This is a genomic window from Enterobacter sp. RHBSTW-00175 (assembly GCF_013927005.1).
Classification (GTDB): domain Bacteria; phylum Pseudomonadota; class Gammaproteobacteria; order Enterobacterales; family Enterobacteriaceae; genus Enterobacter.
Genome location: NZ_CP055930.1, coordinates 1,995,389 through 2,016,416, shown reverse-complemented (window position 1 = coordinate 2,016,416; position 21,028 = coordinate 1,995,389). Strand labels below are relative to the sequence as shown.

17 protein-coding genes are annotated in these 21,028 nt (G+C 54.3%); 11 read left to right on the top strand and 6 right to left on the bottom strand.

Annotation, left to right across the window (positions count from 1 at the left end):
- Nucleotide 1: 1 nt before the first annotated feature.
- Nucleotides 2–2,503, bottom strand: a complete 2,502-nt coding sequence (ptsP, locus tag HV107_RS09510) for a phosphoenolpyruvate--protein phosphotransferase (RefSeq protein ID WP_182062985.1) — start codon at nucleotides 2,501–2,503, stop codon at nucleotides 2–4.
- 304 nt (nucleotides 2,504–2,807) lie between these two features.
- Here ptsP and HV107_RS09505 point away from each other — a divergent pair, with 304 nt between their 5' ends.
- From HV107_RS09505 to HV107_RS09485, 5 genes are read left to right on the top strand one after another with little or no spacing between them, the layout of a single operon-like run.
- Nucleotides 2,808–3,887, top strand: a complete 1,080-nt coding sequence (locus HV107_RS09505) for a PTS fructose transporter subunit EIIC (RefSeq protein WP_182062984.1) — start codon at nucleotides 2,808–2,810, stop codon at nucleotides 3,885–3,887.
- A 14-nt stretch (nucleotides 3,888–3,901) separates the two neighbouring features.
- On the top strand, nucleotides 3,902–4,222 hold the full coding sequence (locus HV107_RS09500) for a PTS fructose-like transporter subunit IIB (protein WP_166718497.1): 321 nt from the start codon (nucleotides 3,902–3,904) through the stop codon (nucleotides 4,220–4,222).
- A 51-nt stretch (nucleotides 4,223–4,273) separates the two neighbouring features.
- Nucleotides 4,274–6,568: a formate C-acetyltransferase gene (locus HV107_RS09495; RefSeq protein WP_182062983.1), complete on the top strand. Its 2,295-nt coding sequence runs from the start codon at nucleotides 4,274–4,276 to the stop codon at nucleotides 6,566–6,568.
- The gene (locus HV107_RS09490) at nucleotides 6,534–7,409 is read left to right on the top strand and encodes a [formate-C-acetyltransferase]-activating enzyme (RefSeq protein WP_182062982.1); all 876 of its coding nucleotides are present in this window, start codon (nucleotides 6,534–6,536) and stop codon (nucleotides 7,407–7,409) included. Before HV107_RS09495 ends, HV107_RS09490 begins: the two co-directional genes overlap by 35 nt.
- A 2-nt stretch (nucleotides 7,410–7,411) precedes the next feature.
- Entirely contained in the window at nucleotides 7,412–7,768 is a 357-nt protein-coding gene (locus HV107_RS09485) for a PTS fructose-like transporter subunit IIB (protein WP_182062981.1), read from the top strand.
- On the opposite strand, the gene HV107_RS09480 is transcribed toward HV107_RS09485, so the two are convergent.
- From HV107_RS09480 to argE, 3 genes are all read right to left on the bottom strand, one after another.
- Nucleotides 7,755–8,603: an AraC family transcriptional regulator gene (locus HV107_RS09480; RefSeq protein WP_182062980.1), complete on the bottom strand. Its 849-nt coding sequence runs from the start codon at nucleotides 8,601–8,603 to the stop codon at nucleotides 7,755–7,757. The two genes, HV107_RS09485 and HV107_RS09480, sit on opposite strands and share 14 nt — an antisense overlap.
- A gap of 52 nt (nucleotides 8,604–8,655) precedes the next feature.
- Nucleotides 8,656–11,307, bottom strand: a complete 2,652-nt coding sequence (ppc, locus tag HV107_RS09475) for a phosphoenolpyruvate carboxylase (RefSeq protein ID WP_182062979.1) — start codon at nucleotides 11,305–11,307, stop codon at nucleotides 8,656–8,658.
- A 246-nt stretch (nucleotides 11,308–11,553) separates the two neighbouring features.
- Nucleotides 11,554–12,705, bottom strand: a complete 1,152-nt coding sequence (argE, locus tag HV107_RS09470; RefSeq protein WP_182062978.1) for an acetylornithine deacetylase — start codon at nucleotides 12,703–12,705, stop codon at nucleotides 11,554–11,556.
- Nucleotides 12,706–12,793: 88 nt separating this feature from the next.
- On the opposite strand from argE, the gene argC reads away from it, so the two are divergent.
- The 4 genes from argC to oxyR all read left to right on the top strand — a co-directional run bounded on the left by argC (nucleotide 12,794) and on the right by oxyR (nucleotide 17,265).
- The gene (gene argC / locus HV107_RS09465) at nucleotides 12,794–13,798 is read left to right on the top strand and encodes an N-acetyl-gamma-glutamyl-phosphate reductase (RefSeq protein ID WP_182062977.1); all 1,005 of its coding nucleotides are present in this window, start codon (nucleotides 12,794–12,796) and stop codon (nucleotides 13,796–13,798) included.
- Between the two features lie 6 nt (nucleotides 13,799–13,804).
- A complete protein-coding gene (argB, locus tag HV107_RS09460; protein WP_182062976.1) occupies nucleotides 13,805–14,581 on the top strand; it encodes an acetylglutamate kinase in 777 nt (258 codons plus the stop codon).
- A gap of 77 nt (nucleotides 14,582–14,658) precedes the next feature.
- Nucleotides 14,659–16,032, top strand: a complete 1,374-nt coding sequence (argH, locus tag HV107_RS09455; protein WP_182062975.1) for an argininosuccinate lyase — start codon at nucleotides 14,659–14,661, stop codon at nucleotides 16,030–16,032.
- Nucleotides 16,033–16,338: 306 nt separating this feature from the next.
- A complete protein-coding gene (gene oxyR / locus HV107_RS09450) occupies nucleotides 16,339–17,265 on the top strand; it encodes a DNA-binding transcriptional regulator OxyR (protein WP_182062974.1) in 927 nt (308 codons plus the stop codon).
- Here the strand turns inward: oxyR and sthA are convergent.
- Nucleotides 17,239–18,639, bottom strand: a complete 1,401-nt coding sequence (gene sthA, locus HV107_RS09445; RefSeq protein ID WP_182062973.1) for a Si-specific NAD(P)(+) transhydrogenase — start codon at nucleotides 18,637–18,639, stop codon at nucleotides 17,239–17,241. The genes oxyR and sthA overlap by 27 nt on opposite strands.
- Nucleotides 18,640–18,835: 196 nt before the next feature.
- Here sthA and fabR point away from each other — a divergent pair, with 196 nt between their 5' ends.
- Together fabR and HV107_RS09435 are read left to right on the top strand one after the other, a co-directional pair.
- The gene (gene fabR / locus HV107_RS09440) at nucleotides 18,836–19,474 is read left to right on the top strand and encodes an HTH-type transcriptional repressor FabR (RefSeq protein WP_014072319.1); all 639 of its coding nucleotides are present in this window, start codon (nucleotides 18,836–18,838) and stop codon (nucleotides 19,472–19,474) included.
- Between the two features lie 10 nt (nucleotides 19,475–19,484).
- Nucleotides 19,485–19,844 carry a YijD family membrane protein gene (locus tag HV107_RS09435; RefSeq protein ID WP_014072318.1) on the top strand — a complete coding sequence of 120 codons (360 nt, stop codon included), beginning with the start codon at nucleotides 19,485–19,487 and terminating at the stop codon, nucleotides 19,842–19,844.
- Between the two features lie 51 nt (nucleotides 19,845–19,895).
- On the opposite strand, the gene trmA is transcribed toward HV107_RS09435, so the two are convergent.
- Entirely contained in the window at nucleotides 19,896–20,996 is a 1,101-nt protein-coding gene (trmA, locus tag HV107_RS09430) for a tRNA (uridine(54)-C5)-methyltransferase TrmA (RefSeq protein WP_166718489.1), read from the bottom strand.
- Nucleotides 20,997–21,028 lie beyond the last annotated feature (32 nt).

Sequence of the window (21,028 nt, the reverse complement as noted above, 5' to 3'; positions counted from 1 at the left end):
GTTAAAGTTCTAATTCGTGCTGTAACAGGGAGGCGATTGCCTCTTCTGAGCTGGCGTTAACCAGTGCGCTGCGGAAATCTTCATGCATGATGCGACGAGCCAGGCGGGAGAAAATACGCATATGCTGGTCGCCTGCGGCGTGTTTGTTCAGTGTGAGCATAATGATGAATTGCGCTTCTTCATCGCCCCACATAACCGGGGATTTCAGGCGTGCAACGCTGATGGTGGATTGCTCAATATGTTCGGATTTGCTGTGCGGAATGGCGAAACTAAAGCCAAGCCCGGTGGAGAATACGGCCTCGCGTGCCCACAAATCGGCCTCCAGCTTGCGGGGATAGCGGCAACGCCCTGCGAGCAGCAGGTTGTCGGTCATTCCTTTCATGACCTCTTCCTTACTGTTCCAGTCGTTATGCAGTGAAATGCAGCGCGGCGTCACCAACGGTGTGTCCTGTTGATTCATGCGGAACTGCGCCAACAGGTGTTCTACTTCGAGTGAGGTGCGGCAAGCCATCGCCTGGTTCAGCAGCTGCCGACAGGCGCGGCTATCAAGTTGTGCCAGACGGGCTTTGGTGGCAGGGATGGCAGGCGAGCCCATGCTGAGTTCGTCCAGCCCCAGGCCAACCAGCAGTGGCAGCACCGAGCCTTTCGCACCCAATTCACCACACAAGCCAATCCATTTTCCCTGGCGATGAACGGCCTGCACGGCGTAATCCAGCGCCCGAAGAAATGCCGGGTTCAGACTGTTGTAATGCCGTGTGACTTTGGCGTTGTCGCGGTCGACAGCCAGCAGATACTGCGTCAGGTCATTGCTGCCGATGCTAAAGAAATCAATCTCTTCGCAGCACTGGTCAATGATGAACATCACCGATGGCACTTCCAGCATGATGCCAAGAGGGATTTTCTCATCAAACGGAATATGTTCGGCGCGAAGTTGCTGTTTCGCTTCGGCGAGTTTTTCTTTTACCCACAGGATCTCTTCCATGGAGGAGATCATCGGGATCATGATTTTTAGTTTGCCATGCGCGGAGGCACGCAGGATTGCCCGCAGCTGGGTAGCGAAAAGCACAGAGTACTCTTCATAAATGCGCACGGCACGGTAGCCGAGGAAGGGGTTGTTCTCTGCCGGAATGTTCAGGTAATCCACCGGCTTGTCGCCGCCGATATCCATGGTTCGCACAATAATGCTGCGCCCGTTTGCACATTCAAGCGCCTGACAGAAAATGTTGTATAGCTCATTTTCGCCGGGTGCGCTGGTGCGATCCATATACAGCATTTCGGTGCGGAACAGGCCAACCCCCTCTGCGCCGTTGCCGAATGCCGCCTGAGCCTCTGCCGCATGGGCAATGTTGGCGGCAATCTCGATTCGCAGTCCATCGGCTGTTCTGGCCTCACGGTTAAGCCAGAGACTTTGCTGCTCGCTTATCTTTTGTTGCACGCGCTCTTCCTGGCGGTAGTAGCGTGCCACTGCATCGCAGGCATTGACCACAACAGCGCCAGCATTGCCATCCACAAAGACGGGCTGGTTACGCCACTGAAGCAAGCTTTCACTATCAACGCCGACCAGCGTCGGGATATTAAAAGAACGCGCAAGGATCACGGTATGCGAGGTTGTTCCGCCGCTTTTTAACAGCAGCCCTTTGAGCATGGTTTTATCAAGTTCCAGAAACTGGCCGGGCGTTAAATCATCCGCGAGGCAAATGGTCGGCTGGATGAGTTGTCCTGGCGTTGGGAAACGCTGTTCCCCGTAGATTTGCTGTAAAAGCTGATAGCAGACATCGCGGACATCCAGCACACGTTCCTGCAAATAACTGCTGCTGGAACGGGAGAACTCGCCGCAGAAATGGTTCGCTGTTGCGATAGTTGCCATCGCACAACTCAACCCCTGGTTCACTCCTGCCAGCAGGTGTTGGCGTAGCGACGTGTCCGTAGCCAGCGAACGATGTGCTTCCAGAATGGCGCTGGCAGTACTGTCGGTGTCCAGCGCACGTAGCTCAATGTTTTTCACCAGCAGAATCAGGCCGTTATCCAGCGCAGACTGTTCTTCTTCCGGGCTTTTTGCATCGGGTAAATCGGACAGGGCGTTGAGATCCAGCGACGTTAATATTGTCAGGATGCCCTGTGCACTGCCGCTGCATACGGGCAGTGCACGGAACAGCGTGGGGTTAAGGCGGGTGAGTGATTCCGGCAATGGGTCAAGTTCGGTATTGATGGCTTCAGCAAGCGGGGCATCACAGTGCGGAAACTCATCCCGCAGCCATTGTGCCAGCCGCTGATGGGCGCTTTGTTCATCTTCGCCGTTGATAATCAGACGACAGGCATCGCCTGCCAGGGTATCGGTGCCAATAAGAGCCAGTGCACTCCTGGCATCGCCTTTACGGTCGTTACGCAGGTTGTGCCACTCAATTTGCGCGATAAACGTATTGCACAGCGTTTCAACATGACTTGCCGGACGCGCGTGAACGCCGTTAGGCAGTTCACAGGTAAATTCCACAACCAGAGCCATACACACACTCCTGAAACCAATAGTCATTTATTGCAGACAGCATACGAGTGTGGTGATGAAGAGCGCCATGTGACAAATCTGCCAAAAGCTGGACAAATGTAATATCCATTCGAAAGTGAGATTTGACTCACAGGTTGTGATGGTTTGCTTAATAGGACCTGGGTATGAAATGTCGAGGCGGATCGCATTTTTATTTCGACATTACAAAAATCCAGTAAATGGCCTTTTTGTCTCCTGTCCGGCCTCTTCCTGATTGCCTATTGTTTGCCACAACATCTTTATGGATATAGTCCAGGAGCGGCATATGAAAGAGTTGGTGCATATTCTCAAGAACACGCGGCAGCATCTGATGACCGGGGTGTCACATATGATCCCGTTCGTGGTCGCGGGCGGCATTTTGCTGGCGGTCTCGGTCATGCTGTATGGCAAGGGCGCTGTACCGGATGCCGCAACGGATCCCAACCTGAAAAAACTGTTCGATATCGGCGTTGCGGGGTTAACGCTGATGGTCCCCTTTCTGGCGGCTTACATAGGCTATTCCATTGCAGAACGTACTGCGCTGGCTCCCTGCGCCATAGCGGCCTGGGTTGGTAACAGCTTCGGCGCTGGTTTCTTCGGGGCCATTATTGCCGGGCTCCTCGGTGGGATTGTTGTCTGGTACCTGAAAAAACTGCCGGTGCCAAAGATCCTGCGCTCCGTTATGCCTATTTTCATTATCCCTGTCATCGGCACCTTTATTACTGCGGGCATCATGATGTGGGGGCTGGGCGAACCTGTGGGTGCGTTAACGGCGGGCTTAACGCAATGGCTACAGGGAATGCAGCAAGGCAGCATCGTGGTGTTGGCCGTCATCATCGGACTCATGTTGGCCTTTGATATGGGCGGCCCAATAAACAAGGTGGCTTATGCCTTCATGCTTATTTGCGTCGCTCAGGGTGTCTATACCGTGGTGGCGATTGCAGCGGTCGGTATTTGTGTTCCACCACTGGGTTTAGGCCTGGCGACGCTGATTAACCGTAAAAATTTTACTGATGAAGAACGTGAAGCGGGTAAAGCGGCGCTGGTGATGGGTTGTGTGGGTGTCACCGAAGGGGCTATTCCGTTTGCCGCTGCCGACCCTTTGCGTGTTATTCCTTCCATCATGCTGGGCTCTGCGTGTGGTGCGGTAACGGCTGCCGTGATGGGGGCACAGTGTTATGCCGGATGGGGTGGGCTGATCGTTCTTCCTGTGGTGGAAGGCAAGTTTGGCTATATCGCAGCGGTTGCAGTGGGGGCATTGGTGACGGCCATTAGCGTCAACGTGCTGAAGAGCCTTGCCCGCAGGAATGCGAAACAGGTCGAGAAAAAAGAGGATGACCTGGATCTGGATTTCGAAATTAACTGAATGAGGAAGAGAACATGGCCCGAATTATCGCAGTAACAGCATGTCCGTCTGGCGTTGCCCATACCTACATGGCCGCCGAAGCGCTGGAAAGCGCGGCTAAAGCCAAAGGTTGGGAGGTGAAGGTTGAAACACAGGGGTCGATTGGTCTTGAGAACGAGCTGACGAGTGAAGATATTGCCGCGGCGGATATGGTTATCCTGACCAAAGATATCGGCATTAAATTTGAAGAGCGTTTTGCCGGGAAGACTATCGTTCGCGTCAATATCAGTGACGCAGTCAAACGCGCCGACGCCATCATGAACAAAATTGATGCCCATCTGGCGCAAACCGCCTGATGCTCTCCCGCCCTTTGGGGCGGGCTGGTTTCCCGTTACAGGAGTTCCCTCATGACGAATCGTACCCAGCGTTTGAAAGACGCACTCTTTGCCAACCCGCGTGAAATCTCACTAGAACGTGCTTTGCTCTACACTGCCAGCCATCAGCAGACGGAAGGTGAGCCAGCGATTATCAGGCGCGCGAAAGCCACGGCGTACATTCTTGACCACGTGAATATCGCGATTCGTGATGAGGAACTGATTGCCGGGAACCGTACTGTCAAACCGCGTGCAGGTATTATGTCGCCTGAGATGGATCCCTACTGGCTCCTTCAGGAACTGGATCAGTTTGCTACCCGGCCACAGGACCGCTTCGACATCAGTGATGAAGATAAGCAGACCTACCGGGATCTGCTCTATCCCTACTGGGAAAAGCGGTCGATGAAGGATTTTATCAACAGCCAGATGACGGACGAGGTTAAAGCCGCGGTGGGGACGCAGATTTTTAGCGTTAACCAGACGGATAAAGGGCAGGGGCATATCATTATTGATTACCCGCGCCTGTTGAATAACGGCCTGGATGCACTGGTGGCAGAAATGCGTGACCACTGCACCCGCGATACCAGGAACACCTTCTATGCTGCGGCGCTGATCCTTCTTGAAGCGTCCCAGCGTCATATTTTGCGTTATGCATTACTGGCTGAGGAGTCGGCAGAACTCAGTGAAACCACCCGGCGTGAAGAATTACTGAAGATTGCCGAAATCTCGCGTCATAACGCACATCATAAGCCGCAAACCTTCTGGCAAGCGTGTCAGCTATTCTGGTACATGAACGTCATTTTACAGTACGAATCCAACGCCAGTTCCCTCTCAATCGGGCGTTTTGACCAGTATATGCTGCCGTTTTATCAGGCATCACTTTCGCAGGGTGAAGAGCCTGCATTCCTTAAAGAACTACTGGAATCACTGTGGGTGAAGTGCAATGACGTGGTGCTCTTACGTTCGACCAGTAGTGCCCGCTATTTCGCTGGTTTCCCGACTGGCTATACCGCGCTATTGGGCGGGCTGACCGAAAACGGGCGAAGTGCCGTTAACGTACTTTCTTTCCTGTGTCTGGATGCCTACCAGAGCATTCAGCTTCCGCAGCCGAACCTTGGCGTACGGGTGAATGAGCTTATCGACAGGCCATTTCTGCTCAAAACCGCCGAGACAATCCGCCTGGGCACCGGTATTCCGCAGATTTTTAACGACGAGGTTGTTGTTCCTGCCTTTTTGAATCGGGGAGTGTCGCTGGAAGATGCGCGTGATTACGCGGTTGTCGGCTGCGTTGAGTTGTCGATTCCGGGTAAAACGTATGGTCTGCACGATATTGCCATGTTTAACCTGCTGAAAGTAATGGAAATTGCCATGCAGGATAATGAGGGAAATACCGAGCTGACTTATGAGGGGTTGCTTGAGCACATTCGCGCGAAGATTAATCACTACATTGCGCTGATGGTTGAGGGAAGCAATATCTGTGATATTGGCCATCGTGACTGGGCGCCGGTACCGCTACTCTCTTCCTTCATAAGTGATTGTCTGGATAAAGGAAAAGATATTACTGAGGGGGGGGCGCGCTATAACTTCTCTGGTGTTCAGGGGATCGGGATAGCGAATCTAAGCGATTCGCTTCATGCCCTGAAAGGACTGGTCTTTGAACAGCAACGCTTAAGTTTTGATGAACTTCTGGCAGTGTTAAAAGCTAACTTCGCCACCTCCGAAGGGGAAAAAGTACGTGCCCGCCTGATCAATCGCTTCGAGAAATACGGTAATGATATCGATGATGTCGATAACATCAGCGCTCAACTGCTGCGCCACTACTGTAAAGAGGTAGAAAAATACCGGAATCCGCGCGGTGGGCAGTTCACGCCGGGATCTTATACCGTATCGGCACATGTGCCACTGGGAGCCGTAGTTGGCGCGACACCTGATGGCCGCTATGCCGGTGAGCAACTGGCAGATGGCGGTCTTTCGCCGATGCTTGGGCAAGATATGCAAGGCCCAACGGCGGTACTGAAATCGGTGAGCAAGCTGGATAACTATCTGTTATCTAATGGTACGCTATTGAACGTGAAGTTCACCCCTGCGACGCTGGAAGGGGATGCCGGGCTGCAAAAATTGGTCGATTTTCTTCGCGCATTTACCCAGCTAAAACTACAGCATGTCCAGTTCAACGTGGTGAATGCGGATACATTACGAGAAGCGCAGTCACGCCCGCAGGATTTCGCCGGGCTGGTAGTACGCGTTGCTGGGTACAGCGCCTTCTTTGTTGAGCTGTCGAAGGAGATCCAGGATGATATTATCCGTCGTACAGCGCATCAGTTGTAACGTGGTTGAAGCGCGCGCCGATATGGCGCGCATTTTCAACATCCAGCGCTACTCGTTAAATGACGGACGTGGTATCCGCACGGTCGTCTTTTTTAAAGGCTGCCCTCACAGCTGCCCCTGGTGTGCTAATCCGGAATCAATCTCGCCGAAAATCGAGACGGTACGCCGGGAAAGTAAGTGTCTGCATTGTGCCCCCTGTCTGCGTGATGCTGATGAGTGCCCGTCAGGTGCGTTTGAGCGTATCGGCAGGGATGTGACCCTGGATGAGCTTGAACATGAGGTGATGAAGGACGATGTCTTCTTTCGCTCTTCGGGCGGTGGGGTCACGCTTTCCGGTGGCGAAGTTCTGATGCAGGCCTCTTTTGCGACCCATTTTTTCCAGCGACTGCGTCGCTATGGTGTACATACCGCCATTGAAACCGCAGGTGATGCGCCTTTGTCACGATTACTGCCTCTGGCCCGACAGTGCGATGAAGTGCTGTTTGATTTGAAGATGATGGATCCCGATCAGGCACGTGCCTCGCTGGCAATCAATTTGCCCAGAGTCCTGGATAACTTCTTACAACTGGTGGCAGCGGGTGTGAACGTAATCCCCCGCGTACCTCTTATTCCAGGCCATACGCTCAACGACACCAACATGGCGCGGGTGCTCGCGTTTCTGATACCTTCAGGGATACGGCAACTGCACCTGCTACCTTTCCATCAGTACGGAGAACCAAAATACCGTCTGCTGGAGCAGGAGTGGGGGATGCGGCAGGTGACTCCTCCGACAGAGGATGAGGTTGCATCGATGCGTCAAATGGCTGAACGTGAAGGGTTCCAGGTCACCGTAGGAGGTTAGGAATGACAGTGATAACGGGGCGTTATTTGGTGGCGGTGACTGCCTGTGTCAGCGGTGTGGCACATACCTATATGGCCGCAGAACGACTGGAAAAGTTATGTCAGCAGGAAAAATGGAACGTTCACATTGAGACTCAGGGCGCTCTGGGCGTGGAAAGTACGCTCACGGAAGACGATATTCGCCGTGCAGATGTCGTGTTACTCATCACTGATATTGAACTGGCGGGAAGCGAACGTTTTGAACATACCCGCTATGTGAAGTGCGGGATTAACGCTTTTCTGCGCGATCCGCAGAAGGTCATGGTTGCGGTGCGTAAAATGTTATCAGCACCGCAGTACACTCAGGTCATTCTGGACTAGCCGCTTTTCCGGTGAGCTGGCTGTGGTACTGGCGGCGATATTCTGACGGCGAGCGCTCCGTGTTTTTACGGAATAACCGGCAGAAGTAGTTACTGTCGACAAAGCCGCAGGCGTGAGCCACCTCTTTCACTTTTAAATCATACCCTTTCAACAACTGACGTGCGTGCTCCAGCCGGGTGTGTGTCAGGTATTCGTTAAAGCCCACTGCACCTGTTTTCTGAAAAAGATGCGACAGATAATTGGGTGAGATGTAAAACGCCTGGGCGACCGATTCACGGGTGAGTGGTGCGGCGTAATGTTCATCAATATAAATGCGAATGGCTTCAAACAGGGCCTGACTGCGGGAGGCGGTTTGGATCTGACTGCCCAGCAGGTCGATACAGTGACTCAGCAGGCTAACCACAATCAGTCTTGCTGTTTGTTGCTCGTTCGGCTGCATTTGCATTTCATGGAGTGTTTGCAGCAGGAAGGAGCCAATCCGGGGGCCACGGCGGGCAACATGTTGCTTCGCGAGATTGCGGATTTCCACGCCGTCCCAGTGCAAAAGGCTAAACCCAAGTTGTTGTTTACCAAACAGAATGCTCAGCGTTGTCGCGGGTTCTTGCCAGTGTGGGTCATTCCAGCCTCCTGGCGGAACGTAGAGGACATCACGTGGCTGTAGAACGGAGGCCGCGCAATCTTCAACAGACCCTTCAAGAACAATCTCCAGACGTGGAAAATCGACCTGTAAGGCAAGTTCGGGTGCACTGGATGCCTGGGTTGAAAAATGCACCTGACCCAGCGGTAATGCACCGTTAATCAGGTTAGTCAGGATCTGGGTGATATCGTGGTGCATGGTGTGGATACCGAAATTTGCCAGGCGGCGCTGCGCCGCCTGGCATCAAGCATTAGCCGGTGTTACGCATCCCTGCCGCAACGCCTGCAATTGTCACCATCAACGCCTGCTCAACGCGAGGATCAGGCTCTTTACCTTCCTCTTCGGCCTGGCGGGAACGGTGCAGCAGCTCAGCCTGGAGTACGTTCAGCGGGTCGGTGTAGATATTACGCAGCTGGATAGACTCGGCAATCCACGGCAGGTCTGCCATCAGGTGCGAGTCGTTGGCGATATCCAGTACCACTTTGATGTCGCCTTCCAGCAGTTCGCGCAGCTCTTTGCCCAGCGCCCACAGCTCAGGTTTCACCAGACGCTGATCGTAGTATTCCGCCAGCCACAGGTCGGCTTTGGAGAAGACCATTTCCAGCATCCCAAGGCGTGTGGAGAAGAACGGCCAGTCGCGACACATGGCTTCCAGCTCGCTCTGCTTGCCATCTTCCACCACTTTTTGCAGCGCCGCACCGGCACCCAGCCAGGCTGGCAGCATCAGGCGGTTTTGCGTCCAGGCGAAGATCCACGGGATAGCACGCAGAGACTCTACGCCACCGGTAGGGCGACGTTTGGCCGGGCGTGAACCCAGTGGCAGTTTACCCAGCTCCTGCTCAGGTGTCGCTGAACGGAAGTAAGGCACGAAGTCTTTGTTTTCACGCACGTAGCCGCGGTACAGATCGCAGGAGATATCTGACAGCTCGTCCATGATATGACACCAGGACTCCTTCGGCTCTGGCGGTGGAAGCAGGTTGGCTTCCAGAATGGCGCTGGTGTAAAGCGACAGGCTGCTGATAGTCACTTCCGGCAGACCGTACTTGAAGCGGATCATCTCGCCCTGTTCGGTTACACGCAGGCCACCTTTCAGGCTTCCCGGCGGTTGAGAAAGCAGTGCCGCATGAGCTGGCGCACCGCCACGGCCAATGGAACCACCACGACCGTGGAACAAGGTCAGTTCGATACCGGCTTTCTCGCAGGTCTTGATCAGTGCGTCTTGCGCCTGGTACTGAGCCCAGGATGCCGCCATCACGCCCGCGTCTTTTGCGGAGTCGGAATAGCCAATCATCACCATCTGTTTGCCCTGAATAAAGCCGCGATACCAGTCGATGTTCAGCAGCTGCGTCATGACATCGTTGGCGTTGTTCAGGTCATCCAGGGTTTCAAATAGCGGTGCCACCGGCAGGGCGTAGTCGATGCCGGCTTCTTTCAGCAGGAGGTGAACACCCAGCACATCGGACGGGGTTTTCGCCATCGAGATCACATAGGCCGCCACCGATCCTTTCGGCGCATCAACGATCGCTTTACAGGTGTTGAGCACTTCGCGGGTTTCGTTGCTGGGTTCCCAGTTGCGTGGCAACAGAGGACGTTTGGAATTCAGCTCGCGGATCAGGAAGGCTTGTTTGTCGGCTTCGGACCAGCTTTCGTAGTCGCCAATACCGAGATAGCGGGTTAGTTCACCCAGCGCTTCAGTGTGGCGGGTGCTTTCCTGACGAACATCGATACGCACCAGCGGTACGCCGAAGCACTTCACGCGGCGCAAGGTGTCGAGCAGTTCACCGTTGGCGATGATGCCCATACCGCAAGCTTGCAGAGATTTATAGCAGGCGTACAGCGGGTCCCAGAGCTGTTCGTTCTGGCTCAGCAGGCCTTCCGGCTTCGGCAGGCGCTGGCCTTTGAGGCGCGCTTCCAGCCAGGCCTGAGTTGCCATCAGCTGACCACGCAGCTTTTTCATCAGATAGCGATACGGCTCGCTGGCACCTTCTTCACCGGCCAGTTCACGCAGTTCTGGTGTCGCTTCAACCATCGACAGCTCAGAGATCAGCACCTGAATATCTTTCAGGAACAGGTCGGTGGCTTTCCAGCGGCTTAACAGCAGGACGTGGCGGGTGATCTCTGCGGTCACGTTCGGGTTACCGTCACGGTCACCGCCCATCCAGGAAGTGAAGCGCACCGGCACAAAATCCACCGGCAGGCGGTAGCCCAGGTTTTCTTCCAGCTGTTCGTTCAGCTCGCGCAGGTAGTTAGGAACACCTTCCCACAGGCTGTTTTCCACCACCGCAAAGCCCCATTTGGCCTCATCGACCGGGCTTGGGCGGTTCTTACGAATTTCGTCAGTGTGCCAGGACTGGGCAATCAGCTGGCGCAGACGGCGCATCAGCTGGTTACGTTCGTAGTCGGCGATGTCTTTGTTATCCAGCTGCTTCAGGCAGTTGTTCACTTCCACCATTTTGTGGATAAGCGTACGACGGGTGATCTCGGTTGGGTGAGCAGTCAGTACCAGTTCCAGAGAGAGCGACTCCACCGCTTTTTTGATGGTCGCTTCGTTGAGGTCTGGCTGGTCTTTCAGTTTACGAAGTGTACGGGCAATAACTTCCGGGTTGCTGGCCGCTTCGCCTTTTGGCGAAATGCTGTGGTATTGCTCAGCGGTGTTCGCCAGGTTCAGGAACTGGCTGAATGCGCGTGCAACAGGCAGCAGCTCATCGTTAGACAGGTTCTGCAAGGTGGTAAGCAGCTCCTGACGATTGGCCTCGTTTCCTGCACGGGAAGATTTAGACAGCTTACGGATTGTCTCAACGCGGTCGAGAATGTTCTCACCCAACGCATCCTTGATGGTATCTCCCAGCACCTTGCCGAGCATACTGACATTACTACGCAACGCGGAATATTGTTCGTTCATAAAAACCCAGTCACCCCATCATTTTTGTTTATGCCCAATCGAAAATCTTTTGGACAATATTTTGTCATCTCCCTTTATAAAGCCACGTAAAACCCCTGTCGTCAATTGCTGCGAAAACGGTTCAGCAAACGAATAAATGTGGGCAATTTACGAAATTTAATTCGCTTCGCGTCAGATAAGTGATGCTTATGGGAATGTGACGAAGATCGCGAGATTTTCCCCTCTCATTCGAGAGGGGAAAGGTCATTAATGCCAGCAGAAGTGATGCACAACCTGGGTAATCAGTTCACGGGTTGGTTTGATAAAGCGGGTTTCCAGGTACTCATCCGGCTGGTGGGCCTGGTTGATGGAGCCAGGGCCGAGGACCAGTGTTGGACACAGGGTCTGAATAAACGGCGCTTCGGTGCAGTAGTTCACCACGTCGGTTTTCTCGCCGAGCAGTTTTTCCACCACTTCGACCAGCTGGTGATCCGGCGGGCACTCGTAGCCCGGAATAGGCGGATGCAGATCGGAAACTGTCAGGCGGCCAGGCCAGCGTTCGCTCACTGGTGCCAGGGCTTCTGTCAGTAAACCGTTCAGGTCGCTCAGCGTCATACCTGGCAGCGGGCGGATATCCATATGCAGTTCGCAACAGGCGCAGATACGGTTGGAGGCATCCCCGCCGTGCAGGCTACCGAGGTTCAGCGTCGGGTAAGGCACGGTGAACGAATCATGGTGATAGCGCTCTTTCAGGGAATCACGTAGTTGCATGATGTGGCCGATGGCATCGTGCATCAGCTCAATGGCGTTCACGCCGCGAGCCGGATCGCTGGAGTGGCCGGACTGGCCCAGTACGCGCACCGCTGTAGAAATATGGCCTTTATGCGCACGAATGGGCTGCAAAGAGGTTGGTTCGCCGATGATGGCGCAATCCGGGCGAATAGAGGTATTTTCAGAGAAATAACGTGCGCCTGCCATGCTGGTTTCTTCATCGGCGGTCGCCAGGATATAGAGCGGTTTTTTCAGTTTCGTCACGTCCACGTCACGCAGCGCGTCGAGGATAAAAGCGAAGAAACCTTTCATGTCGGCGGTGCCCAGACCGTAGAGTTTGTTGTCGTGTTCGGTCAGGGTGAACGGGTCGCGCGTCCAGCGGCCGTCGTCAAACGGAACGGTGTCAGTATGGCCTGCCAGCAGCAGCCCACCCGCGCCGGTTCCGGTACTGGCCAGCAGGTTAAATTTATGACGTGTTCCGGGGACAGGCTGAACCTCAACGTTAAACCCAAGATCGCTAAACCAACCCGCCAGAAGATTGATTAAAGACTCATTGCTCTGATCCAGCGCTTCTTCGGTTGCACTGATGGACGGTGTGGCGATCAGGGCGCGGTAAATCTCGATAAATGGCGGTAAGTTCATTTTCATTGTTGACACACCTTAGGTCGTGATAGTATCAATATTCATGCAATAAATGTGAATAAAAATACATTAACGTTGAGCATAAAGGAACCCGATGTTGAATACGCTGATTGTAGGCGCTAGCGGTTATGCGGGCGCAGAGCTTGTAAGCTACGTGAATCGCCATCCACATATGACCATAACCGCTTTGACCGTGTCAGCGCAAAGCAATGATGCAGGAAAGTTAATTTCTGATTTGCATCCACAACTTAAGGGCATCGTTGATCTGCCTTTGCAGCCGATGTCTGACATCACCGAGTTCACCGACGGTGTCGACGTGGTGTTTTTAGCCACAGCGCACGAAGTCAGCCACGACCTGGTACCGCAATTCCTGGCGGCCGGTTGTGTGGTGTTCGACCTTTCTGGCGCGTTTCGCGTTAACGATGGCGCGTTCTACGAGAAATATTACGGTTTCACCCATCAGCACCCGGATCTGCTTGAAAAAGCGGTATATGGCCTGGCGGAGTGGAGCGCGGACAAACTGAAAGAAGCAGATTTGATTGCCGTGCCGGGTTGCTACCCAACGGCGGCGCAGCTTTCACTTAAGCCCTTGATCGACGCAGGTTTGCTGGATCTGAATCAGTGGCCGGTGATCAACGCCACCAGTGGCGTGAGCGGTGCTGGACGCAAGGCGGCAATTTCCAATAGTTTCTGCGAAGTGAGCCTCCAGCCTTACGGCGTGTTTAATCACCGTCATCACCCTGAAATCACCACCCATCTGGGCGCGGATGTGATTTTTACCCCGCACCTGGGCAGCTTCCCGCGTGGGATCCTCGAAACCATTACCTGCCGCCTGAAACCGGGTGTGACCAAAGAACAGGTGGGCGAGGTCTTTACTCAGGCATATGCTGATAAACCCCTGGTGCGTCTGTATGAAAAAGGTGTCCCGGCGCTGAAAAATGTGGTCGGTCTGCCGTTCTGCGATATCGGCTTTGCCGTGCAGGGCGAACACCTGATTGTGGTCGCCGCAGAAGATAACTTACTCAAAGGCGCTGCCGCCCAGGCAATGCAGTGCGCAAACATTCGTTTTGGCTTCGCTGAAACGCAGTCTCTTATTTAAGGTGTGATGATGAACCCATTAATTATCAAGCTCGGTGGTGTACTGCTGGACAGCGAAGAAGCGCTGGAGCGTCTTTTTACCGCACTGGTTAACTATCGTGAATCACACCAACGCCCGCTGGTGATTGTCCACGGCGGCGGCTGCGTGGTGGATGAGCTGATGAAAGGGCTCAACCTGCCAGTGAAAAAGAAAAATGGCCTGCGCGTAACGCCTGCCGATCAGATTGGCATCATTACCGGTGCGCTGGCGGGTACGGCGAACAAAACGCTGCTGGCATGGGCGAAGAAACACCATATCGCCTCTGTTGGCCTCTATCTGGGCGATGGCGATAGCGTAAAAGTGACCCCGCTCGACGAAGAGCTCGGACATGTTGGACTGGCGCAGCCAGGTTCGCCTAAGCTGATTAACACGCTGCTGGAGGGCGGTTTCCTGCCGGTGGTAAGCTCAATCGGTGTCACCGAAGAGGGTGAGCTAATGAACGTGAATGCAGACCAGGCGGCAACCGCACTGGCGGCAACGCTGGGTGCTGACCTGATTCTGCTCTCTGACGTGAGCGGTATTCTGGACGGTAAAGGCCAGCGTATTGCGGAAATGACGGCGGCGAAAGCCGAGCAGCTGATTGCGCAGGGCATTATTACCGACGGCATGATCGTGAAAGTGAACGCAGCGCTGGATGCTGCCCGCACGCTTGGCCGCCCGGTAGATATCGCCTCCTGGCGTCACGCGGAGCAACTCCCGGCGCTGTTTAACGGCACGCCGATTGGCACGCGTATTCTGGCGTAATCGATTTATTGTTTTGTAGGCCCGGTAAGCGCAGCGCCACCGGGCAATGAAATTCCAAGATATTAAGGAAGCATGTTATGGCACTTTGGGGTGGGCGTTTTACACAGGCAGCGGATCAACGGTTCAAACAGTTTAACGACTCTTTGCGCTTCGACTACCGCCTGGCCGAACAAGATATCGTCGGCTCTGTGGCCTGGTCCAAAGCACTGGTGACCGTAGGTGTGCTGACCGCAGATGAGCAACAGCAGCTGGAAGAAGCGCTGAACAACCTGCTGGAAGAGGTACGTCTGGACCCGCAGCAGATCCTGAAAAGCGATGCCGAAGATATCCATAGCTGGGTGGAAGGTAAGCTTATCGATAAAGTCGGTCAGCTGGGTAAAAAGCTGCACACAGGCCGTAGCCGTAACGACCAGGTCGCAACCGATCTGAAGCTGTGGTGCAAAGACACCGTAGTTGAACTGCTGGCGGCAAACCGTCAGTTACAGGCTGCACTGGTGGAAACCGCGCAGAACAACCAGGATGCGGTTATGCCGGGTTACACCCACCTGCAACGTGCCCAGCCGGTGACGTTTGCTCACTGGAGCCTGGCCTATGTAGAAATGCTGGCACGTGATGAAAGCCGTCTTCAGGATACCCTGAAGCGTCTGGACGTGAGTCCGCTGGGTAGCGGTGCGCTGGCGGGTACAGCGTATGAAATCGACCGTGAACAGCTGGCAGGCTGGCTGGGCTTTGCTTCTGCCACCCGTAACAGCCTGGACAGCGTGTCTGACCGCGATCACGTGCTGGAGCTGCTGTCCAATGCCTCTATCGGGATGGTTCACCTGTCGCGTTTCGCAGAAGATTTGATCTTCTTCAACTCCGGTGAAGCTGGCTTTGTTGAGCTTTCTGACCGTGTGACCTCTGGCTCTTCCCTGATGCCACAGAAGAAAAACCCGGATGCGCTGGAGCTTATCCGCGGTAAGTGTGGCCGTGTGCAGGGTGCGCTGACTGGCATGATGATGACCCTGAAAGGGCTGCCGCTGGCGTATAACAAAGATATGCAGGAAGACAAAGAAGGGCTGTTCGACGCGCTCGACACCTGGCTGGATTGCCTGCATATGGGCGCACTGGTGCTGGATGGTATTCAGGTGAAACGCCCACGTTGTCAGGAAGCTGCACAGCAGGGTTACGCTAACTCCACCGAACTGGCTGACTATCTGGTGGCGAAAGGTGTTCCGTTCCGTGAAGCGCACCATATTGTGGGTGAAGCGGTAGTGGAAGCGATTCGTCAGGGTAAACCTCTGGAAGAGCTGACGCTTACCGACCTGCAAAAATTCAGTGCGGTTATCGGGGATGATGTTTATCCGATTCTGGCGTTGCAGTCTTGCCTGGATAAGCGTGCGGCGAAAGGCGGTGTATCGCCTAAGCAGGTCGCGCAGGCGATCGCGGATGCGAAGAGCCGGTTGGTTTGAACCGTGCGGGCTGATGCCCTCACCCCGGCCCTCTCCCACAGGGAGAGGGAGAAAAACAGAGCCTGGCTTAGCGCCGGGCTTTTTTACGCAAAAAAAATGCGGACCACGGGGTCCGCAAAAGTTCACGTTGGCTTTAGTTGTTCGAGTTTTGAGAGAAACTCGTCAGACGGTGGCGGGGTCGTTTTGGGTCAAACATGTGCCGCCCTGTCTATGTGGTGTATTATTCAACAGAATGCTTGATAGGGATAATCGTTCGTTGCTATGCTATCTATCGCCACGAACTATCGTGGTGACGGAGGATGAATAATGAATATTCGTGATCTTGAATACCTGGTAGCGTTAGCCGAGCACCGTCATTTTCGCCGCGCGGCAGATTCCTGCCACGTGAGCCAGCCCACGCTGAGCGGTCAAATCCGCAAGCTGGAGGATGAGCTGGGCGTAATGCTGCTGGAGCGCACCAGTCGTAAGGTTCTGTTCACCCAGGCAGGTCTTCTGCTGGTGGATCAGGCGCGCACCGTGCTGCGCGAGGTCAAAGTGCTCAAGGAAATGGCAAGCCAGCAGGGGGAAGCGATGTCGGGCCCACTGCATATTGGCCTGATCCCAACCGTTGGCCCGTACCTGTTACCGCAGATCATACCGATGCTGCACCAGACATTCCCGAAACTCGAAATGTATCTGCATGAAGCACAAACCCATCAGCTGCTGGCGCAGTTAGATAGCGGTAAGCTCGATTGCGCTATTCTGGCGCTGGTCAAAGAGAGTGAAGCCTTTATTGAGGTGCCGCTGTTTGATGAGCCGATGATGCTGGCTATCTATGAAGATCACCCGTGGGCGAACCGCGATCGCGTGCCGATGGCCGATCTGGCCGGTGAAAAGTTGCTGATGCTGGAAGATGGCCACTGTCTGCGCGATCAGGCGATGGGCTTCTGTTTTGAGGCCGGTGCGGATGAAGATACCCATTTCCGCGCAACCAGTCTGGAAACGCTGCGTAACATGGTGGCGGCGGGAAGCGGTATCACGCTGCTGCCTGCGCTGGCTGTTCCGCACGAGCGTAAACGTGATGGTGTGGTCTATCTGCCGTGCATTAAACCAGAGCCGCGTCGTACCATTGGCCTGGTTTATCGCCCGGGCTCGCCACTGCGCAGCCGCTATGAGCAGCTGGCAGAGGCCATCCGTAGTTCCATGGATGGCCATTTTGACGGCGCGTTAAAACAGACGGTTCAGACCGTTTAGTGCCGCTACCCGATAGGCTTCCGCCATGGTCGGGTAGTTAAAGGTGGTGTTAACGAAGTACTCGATGGTGTTACCACCACCTTTTTGCTCCATTATCGCCTGGCCGATATGAATGATTTCCGCCGCGCGTTCACCAAAGCAGTGAATACCGAGGATCTCTTTCGTCTCGCGATGGAATAAAATCTTCAGCGTTCCCACACTCATTCCCACGATTTGCGCGCGCGCCAGATGTTTAAACTGTGCACGACCCACCTCGTAAGGCACTTTCATGGACGTCAGTTGCTGTTCGGTTTTCCCGACGGAGCTAATTTCCGGGATGGTGTAAATCCCTGTCGGAATATCTTCAATCAGATGTGCGGTAGCTTCGCCTTTCACCAGCGCCTGAGCCGCGATGCGCCCCTGATCGTAGGCCGCTGACGCGAGGCTTGGATAACCAATCACATCACCCACCGCGTAAACGTGCGGCAGCGCGGTCTGGTACATGCTGTTGACCTTCAACTGGCCACGGCTGTCGGTTTCAAGCCCGATGTTTTCCAGCGCCAGCGAATCGGTATTACCGGTACGGCCATTGGCATACAGCAGGCAGTCGGCTTTCAGCTTCTTGCCGGATTTCAGATGCATGATCACACCGTCATCGCAGCCTTCGATTTTCTCGTACTCTTCGTTGTGGCGAATCACCACACCGCTGTTCCAGAAATGATACGAGAGGGAATCCGACATCTCCTGGTCGAGGAAGGCCAGCAGGCGATCGCGAGTGTTAATCAGGTCAACTTTGACCTCCATACCCCGGAAGATCGACGCATATTCGCAGCCAATCACTCCTGCGCCATAGATAATCACATGGCGTGGTTCGTGGTGCAGGCTGAGGATGGAGTCGCTGTCGTAGATACGTGGGTGCGAGAAGTCGACATCGGCCGGATGGTACGGGCGCGAGCCGCAGGCAATCACGAATTTTTCGGCGGTGATGGTTTCAACCGAACCGTCATGGCATTCGAGTGCCAGGGTGTGCTCATCGACAAAATGCGCGTTGCCCTGCAAAATTTCGCAGTGGTTACGCTCATAAAATCCCTGACGCATACGTGTCTGCTGGTTAATGACGGTATCCGCATGATTCAGGATGTCGGCAAAGGAAGAACGAAGAAGTCGGGAGTGGTCGCTGTAAAGAGGGTTCTGGTTAAATTCAATAATACGGCTAACGGCATGGCGGAGGGCTTTGGAAGGGATGGTGCCCCAGTGGGTGCAACCGCCGCCAACATTATGGTAGCGCTCTATGACCGCTACTCTGGCTCCCTGTTTCACCAGACCCATAGCAGCACCTTCGCCGCCGGGGCCGGAACCAATAACTATTGCGTCGTAATCGTAGGTGTGTGGCATGGCAAGGCTTACCTGTTCTTATACATAAAAGCAACAGAATCATAACATCATTGCCAGAGTAACCCAATTATCGTTGTGCTTTTTTCGGGCAGTGGAGCACAAACCGCGCGTAAACAATCATTCACAAAGCCAGGCAAACAGATTAATTTTATTCTCTGGTATAGTGCCATCAGGCCTTTGGAAGGATTCAACTATCGTGATGGGCGTAAGAGCACAACAAAAAGAGAAAACCCGGCGTTCGCTGGTGGAAGCCGCATTCAGTCAGCTGAGTGCTGAGCGAAGTTTTGCCAGTTTGAGCCTGCGTGAAGTAGCACGCGAGGCCGGGATTGCGCCAACGTCCTTCTATCGTCATTTCCGTGATGTGGATGAACTGGGCCTGACCATGGTCGACGAAAGTGGTCTGATGCTGCGCCAGCTGATGCGCCAGGCACGTCAGCGTATCGCAAAAGGCGGTAGTGTTATTCGCACGTCCGTATCGACCTTTATGGAGTTCATCGGCAATAACCCCAACGCATTTCGCCTGCTGTTGCGTGAACGTTCCGGGACATCGGCCGCATTTCGTGCCGCGGTCGCGCGTGAAATTCAGCACTTCATTGCGGAACTTGCCGACTATCTTGAACTCGAAAACCATATGCCGCGTGCATTCACTGAAGCGCAGGCCGAGGCGATGGTGACCATTGTCTTTAGTGCGGGTGCCGAAGCACTGGATGTGAGCGTTGAACAGCGCAAGCAGCTCGAAGAGCGACTGGTATTGCAACTCAGGATGATCTCCAAAGGGGCATATTACTGGTATCGCCGTGAACAAGAAAAGTTGGCACATCAAACCGATGAGTGAAGGGTGAGTAATGAAACAGTCAGGTCAGGATAAAGGTACGTTGTTGCTGGCATTGATCGCTGGCTTATCAATTAATGGCACGTTTTCGGCTGTTTTCAGCTCTATCGTACCATTCTCAATTTTCCCGCTAATTGCACTGGTGCTGACGGTGTACTGTCTGCATCAACGCTATCTGAACCGCACGATGCCTGTGGGGTTGCCGGGGCTTGCTGCAGCATGCTTTATTTTAGGCGTGTTGCTGTATAGCACTGTGGTACGTGCAGAGTACCCGGATATCGGCTCAAACTTCCTGCCGGCGGTGCTGTCTGTGGCGCTGGTATTCTGGATTGGCTCGCGGATGCGTGGCCGTAAGCACGAGCTGCCGGAGTAAGTGAATTGGGGGTTGTAGGCCGGATAAGCGCAGCGCCATCCGGCATACAGATTACTTCGCGGTAAGCAATACACCGCACTCCATGTGGTGCGTATACGGGAATTGATCGAACAGAGCCAGACGTTCAACGTTGTGCGTCTGGCTTAATGTTTCCAGATTCTTGCACAGGGTTTCCGGGTTGCAGGAGATATACAAAATACGCGGGTACGCCTGCACCATCTTCTCGGTTTCGCTGTCCAGACCACTGCGCGGCGGATCGACAAAAATCGTCTCACACTGGTAACTCTTCAGGTCGATACCCTGTAATCGATTGAACTCACGCACGCCGTTCATCGCCTGCGTAAACTCTTCTGCCGCCATACGAATGATCTGCACGTTGTCGATATGATTAGCGGCGATGTTGTACTGGGCGGCAGCGACCGACGGCTTAGCGATTTCAGTTGCCAGCACGCGCTCAAAGTTACGCGCCAGCGCCAGTGAGAAGTTACCGTTACCACAGTACAGCTCAAGCAGATCGCCCGTTGACCCTTCTGTCGCCTTCAGCGCCCACTCCAGCATCTGCACGTTCATCGCGGCGTTTGGCTGGGTGAAGCTGTTTTCTACCTGGCGGTAAATCATCTCTTTACCCGCCACCGGCAGACGCTCATCGATGTAATCCTGGTCCAGCATGATTTTGGTTTTGGTGGCACGGCCAATCAGGTGAACATTGATATTCTGCGCGCGCAGGGCATCGCGCAGGGCTTCTGCCTGCTCGCGCCACTCGTCGTTCAGTGCTTTGTGATACAGCAGGGAGACAATCGCCTGGTTGCTTTGCGTGGTCAGGTAGTCAATCTGGAACAGCTTGTTGCGAAGCACCGGGTTGCTGCGCACGCCATCCATAATGAGGGTCATCAGCTGGTTAATCAGCTCGCTCGCCGCCGGAAAACTGTCTACGCGGATACGGGATTTTGTCTGCTGATCGAAAATGATGTGGTACAGGTCGTCCCCATCGTGCCAGATGCGAAATTCTGCACGCATCCGGTAATGGCTGACTGGGGAACGGAACACCTCTGGAACGGGCGCATTGAAAGGCGTCATCATACTTTGCAGGCGGACAACTTTCTCTGCCAGCTGCGCGTCGTACTGTTCTGTCGGGAGGTGTTCGGGGGTCATGATGCGTCCTGAGTGATAAAGAATTACGCGGG

What these genes read in the sequence shown, in the direction of transcription:
- ptsP (WP_182062985.1), bottom strand. Translation starts at nt 2,503, where the DNA reads ATGGCTCTGGTTGTGGAATTTACCTGTGAACTGCCTAACGGCGTTCAC.
- HV107_RS09505 (WP_182062984.1), top strand. Translation starts at nt 2,808, where the DNA reads ATGAAAGAGTTGGTGCATATTCTCAAGAACACGCGGCAGCATCTGATG.
- HV107_RS09500 (WP_166718497.1), top strand. Translation starts at nt 3,902, where the DNA reads ATGGCCCGAATTATCGCAGTAACAGCATGTCCGTCTGGCGTTGCCCAT.
- HV107_RS09495 (WP_182062983.1), top strand. Translation starts at nt 4,274, where the DNA reads ATGACGAATCGTACCCAGCGTTTGAAAGACGCACTCTTTGCCAACCCG.
- HV107_RS09490 (WP_182062982.1), top strand. Translation starts at nt 6,534, where the DNA reads ATGATATTATCCGTCGTACAGCGCATCAGTTGTAACGTGGTTGAAGCG.
- HV107_RS09485 (WP_182062981.1), top strand. Translation starts at nt 7,412, where the DNA reads ATGACAGTGATAACGGGGCGTTATTTGGTGGCGGTGACTGCCTGTGTC.
- HV107_RS09480 (WP_182062980.1), bottom strand. Translation starts at nt 8,603, where the DNA reads ATGCACCACGATATCACCCAGATCCTGACTAACCTGATTAACGGTGCA.
- ppc (WP_182062979.1), bottom strand. Translation starts at nt 11,307, where the DNA reads ATGAACGAACAATATTCCGCGTTGCGTAGTAATGTCAGTATGCTCGGC.
- argE (WP_182062978.1), bottom strand. Translation starts at nt 12,705, where the DNA reads ATGAAAATGAACTTACCGCCATTTATCGAGATTTACCGCGCCCTGATC.
- argC (WP_182062977.1), top strand. Translation starts at nt 12,794, where the DNA reads ATGTTGAATACGCTGATTGTAGGCGCTAGCGGTTATGCGGGCGCAGAG.
- argB (WP_182062976.1), top strand. Translation starts at nt 13,805, where the DNA reads ATGATGAACCCATTAATTATCAAGCTCGGTGGTGTACTGCTGGACAGC.
- argH (WP_182062975.1), top strand. Translation starts at nt 14,659, where the DNA reads ATGGCACTTTGGGGTGGGCGTTTTACACAGGCAGCGGATCAACGGTTC.
- oxyR (WP_182062974.1), top strand. Translation starts at nt 16,339, where the DNA reads ATGAATATTCGTGATCTTGAATACCTGGTAGCGTTAGCCGAGCACCGT.
- sthA (WP_182062973.1), bottom strand. Translation starts at nt 18,639, where the DNA reads ATGCCACACACCTACGATTACGACGCAATAGTTATTGGTTCCGGCCCC.
- HV107_RS09435 (WP_014072318.1), top strand. Translation starts at nt 19,485, where the DNA reads ATGAAACAGTCAGGTCAGGATAAAGGTACGTTGTTGCTGGCATTGATC.
- trmA (WP_166718489.1), bottom strand. Translation starts at nt 20,996, where the DNA reads ATGACCCCCGAACACCTCCCGACAGAACAGTACGACGCGCAGCTGGCA.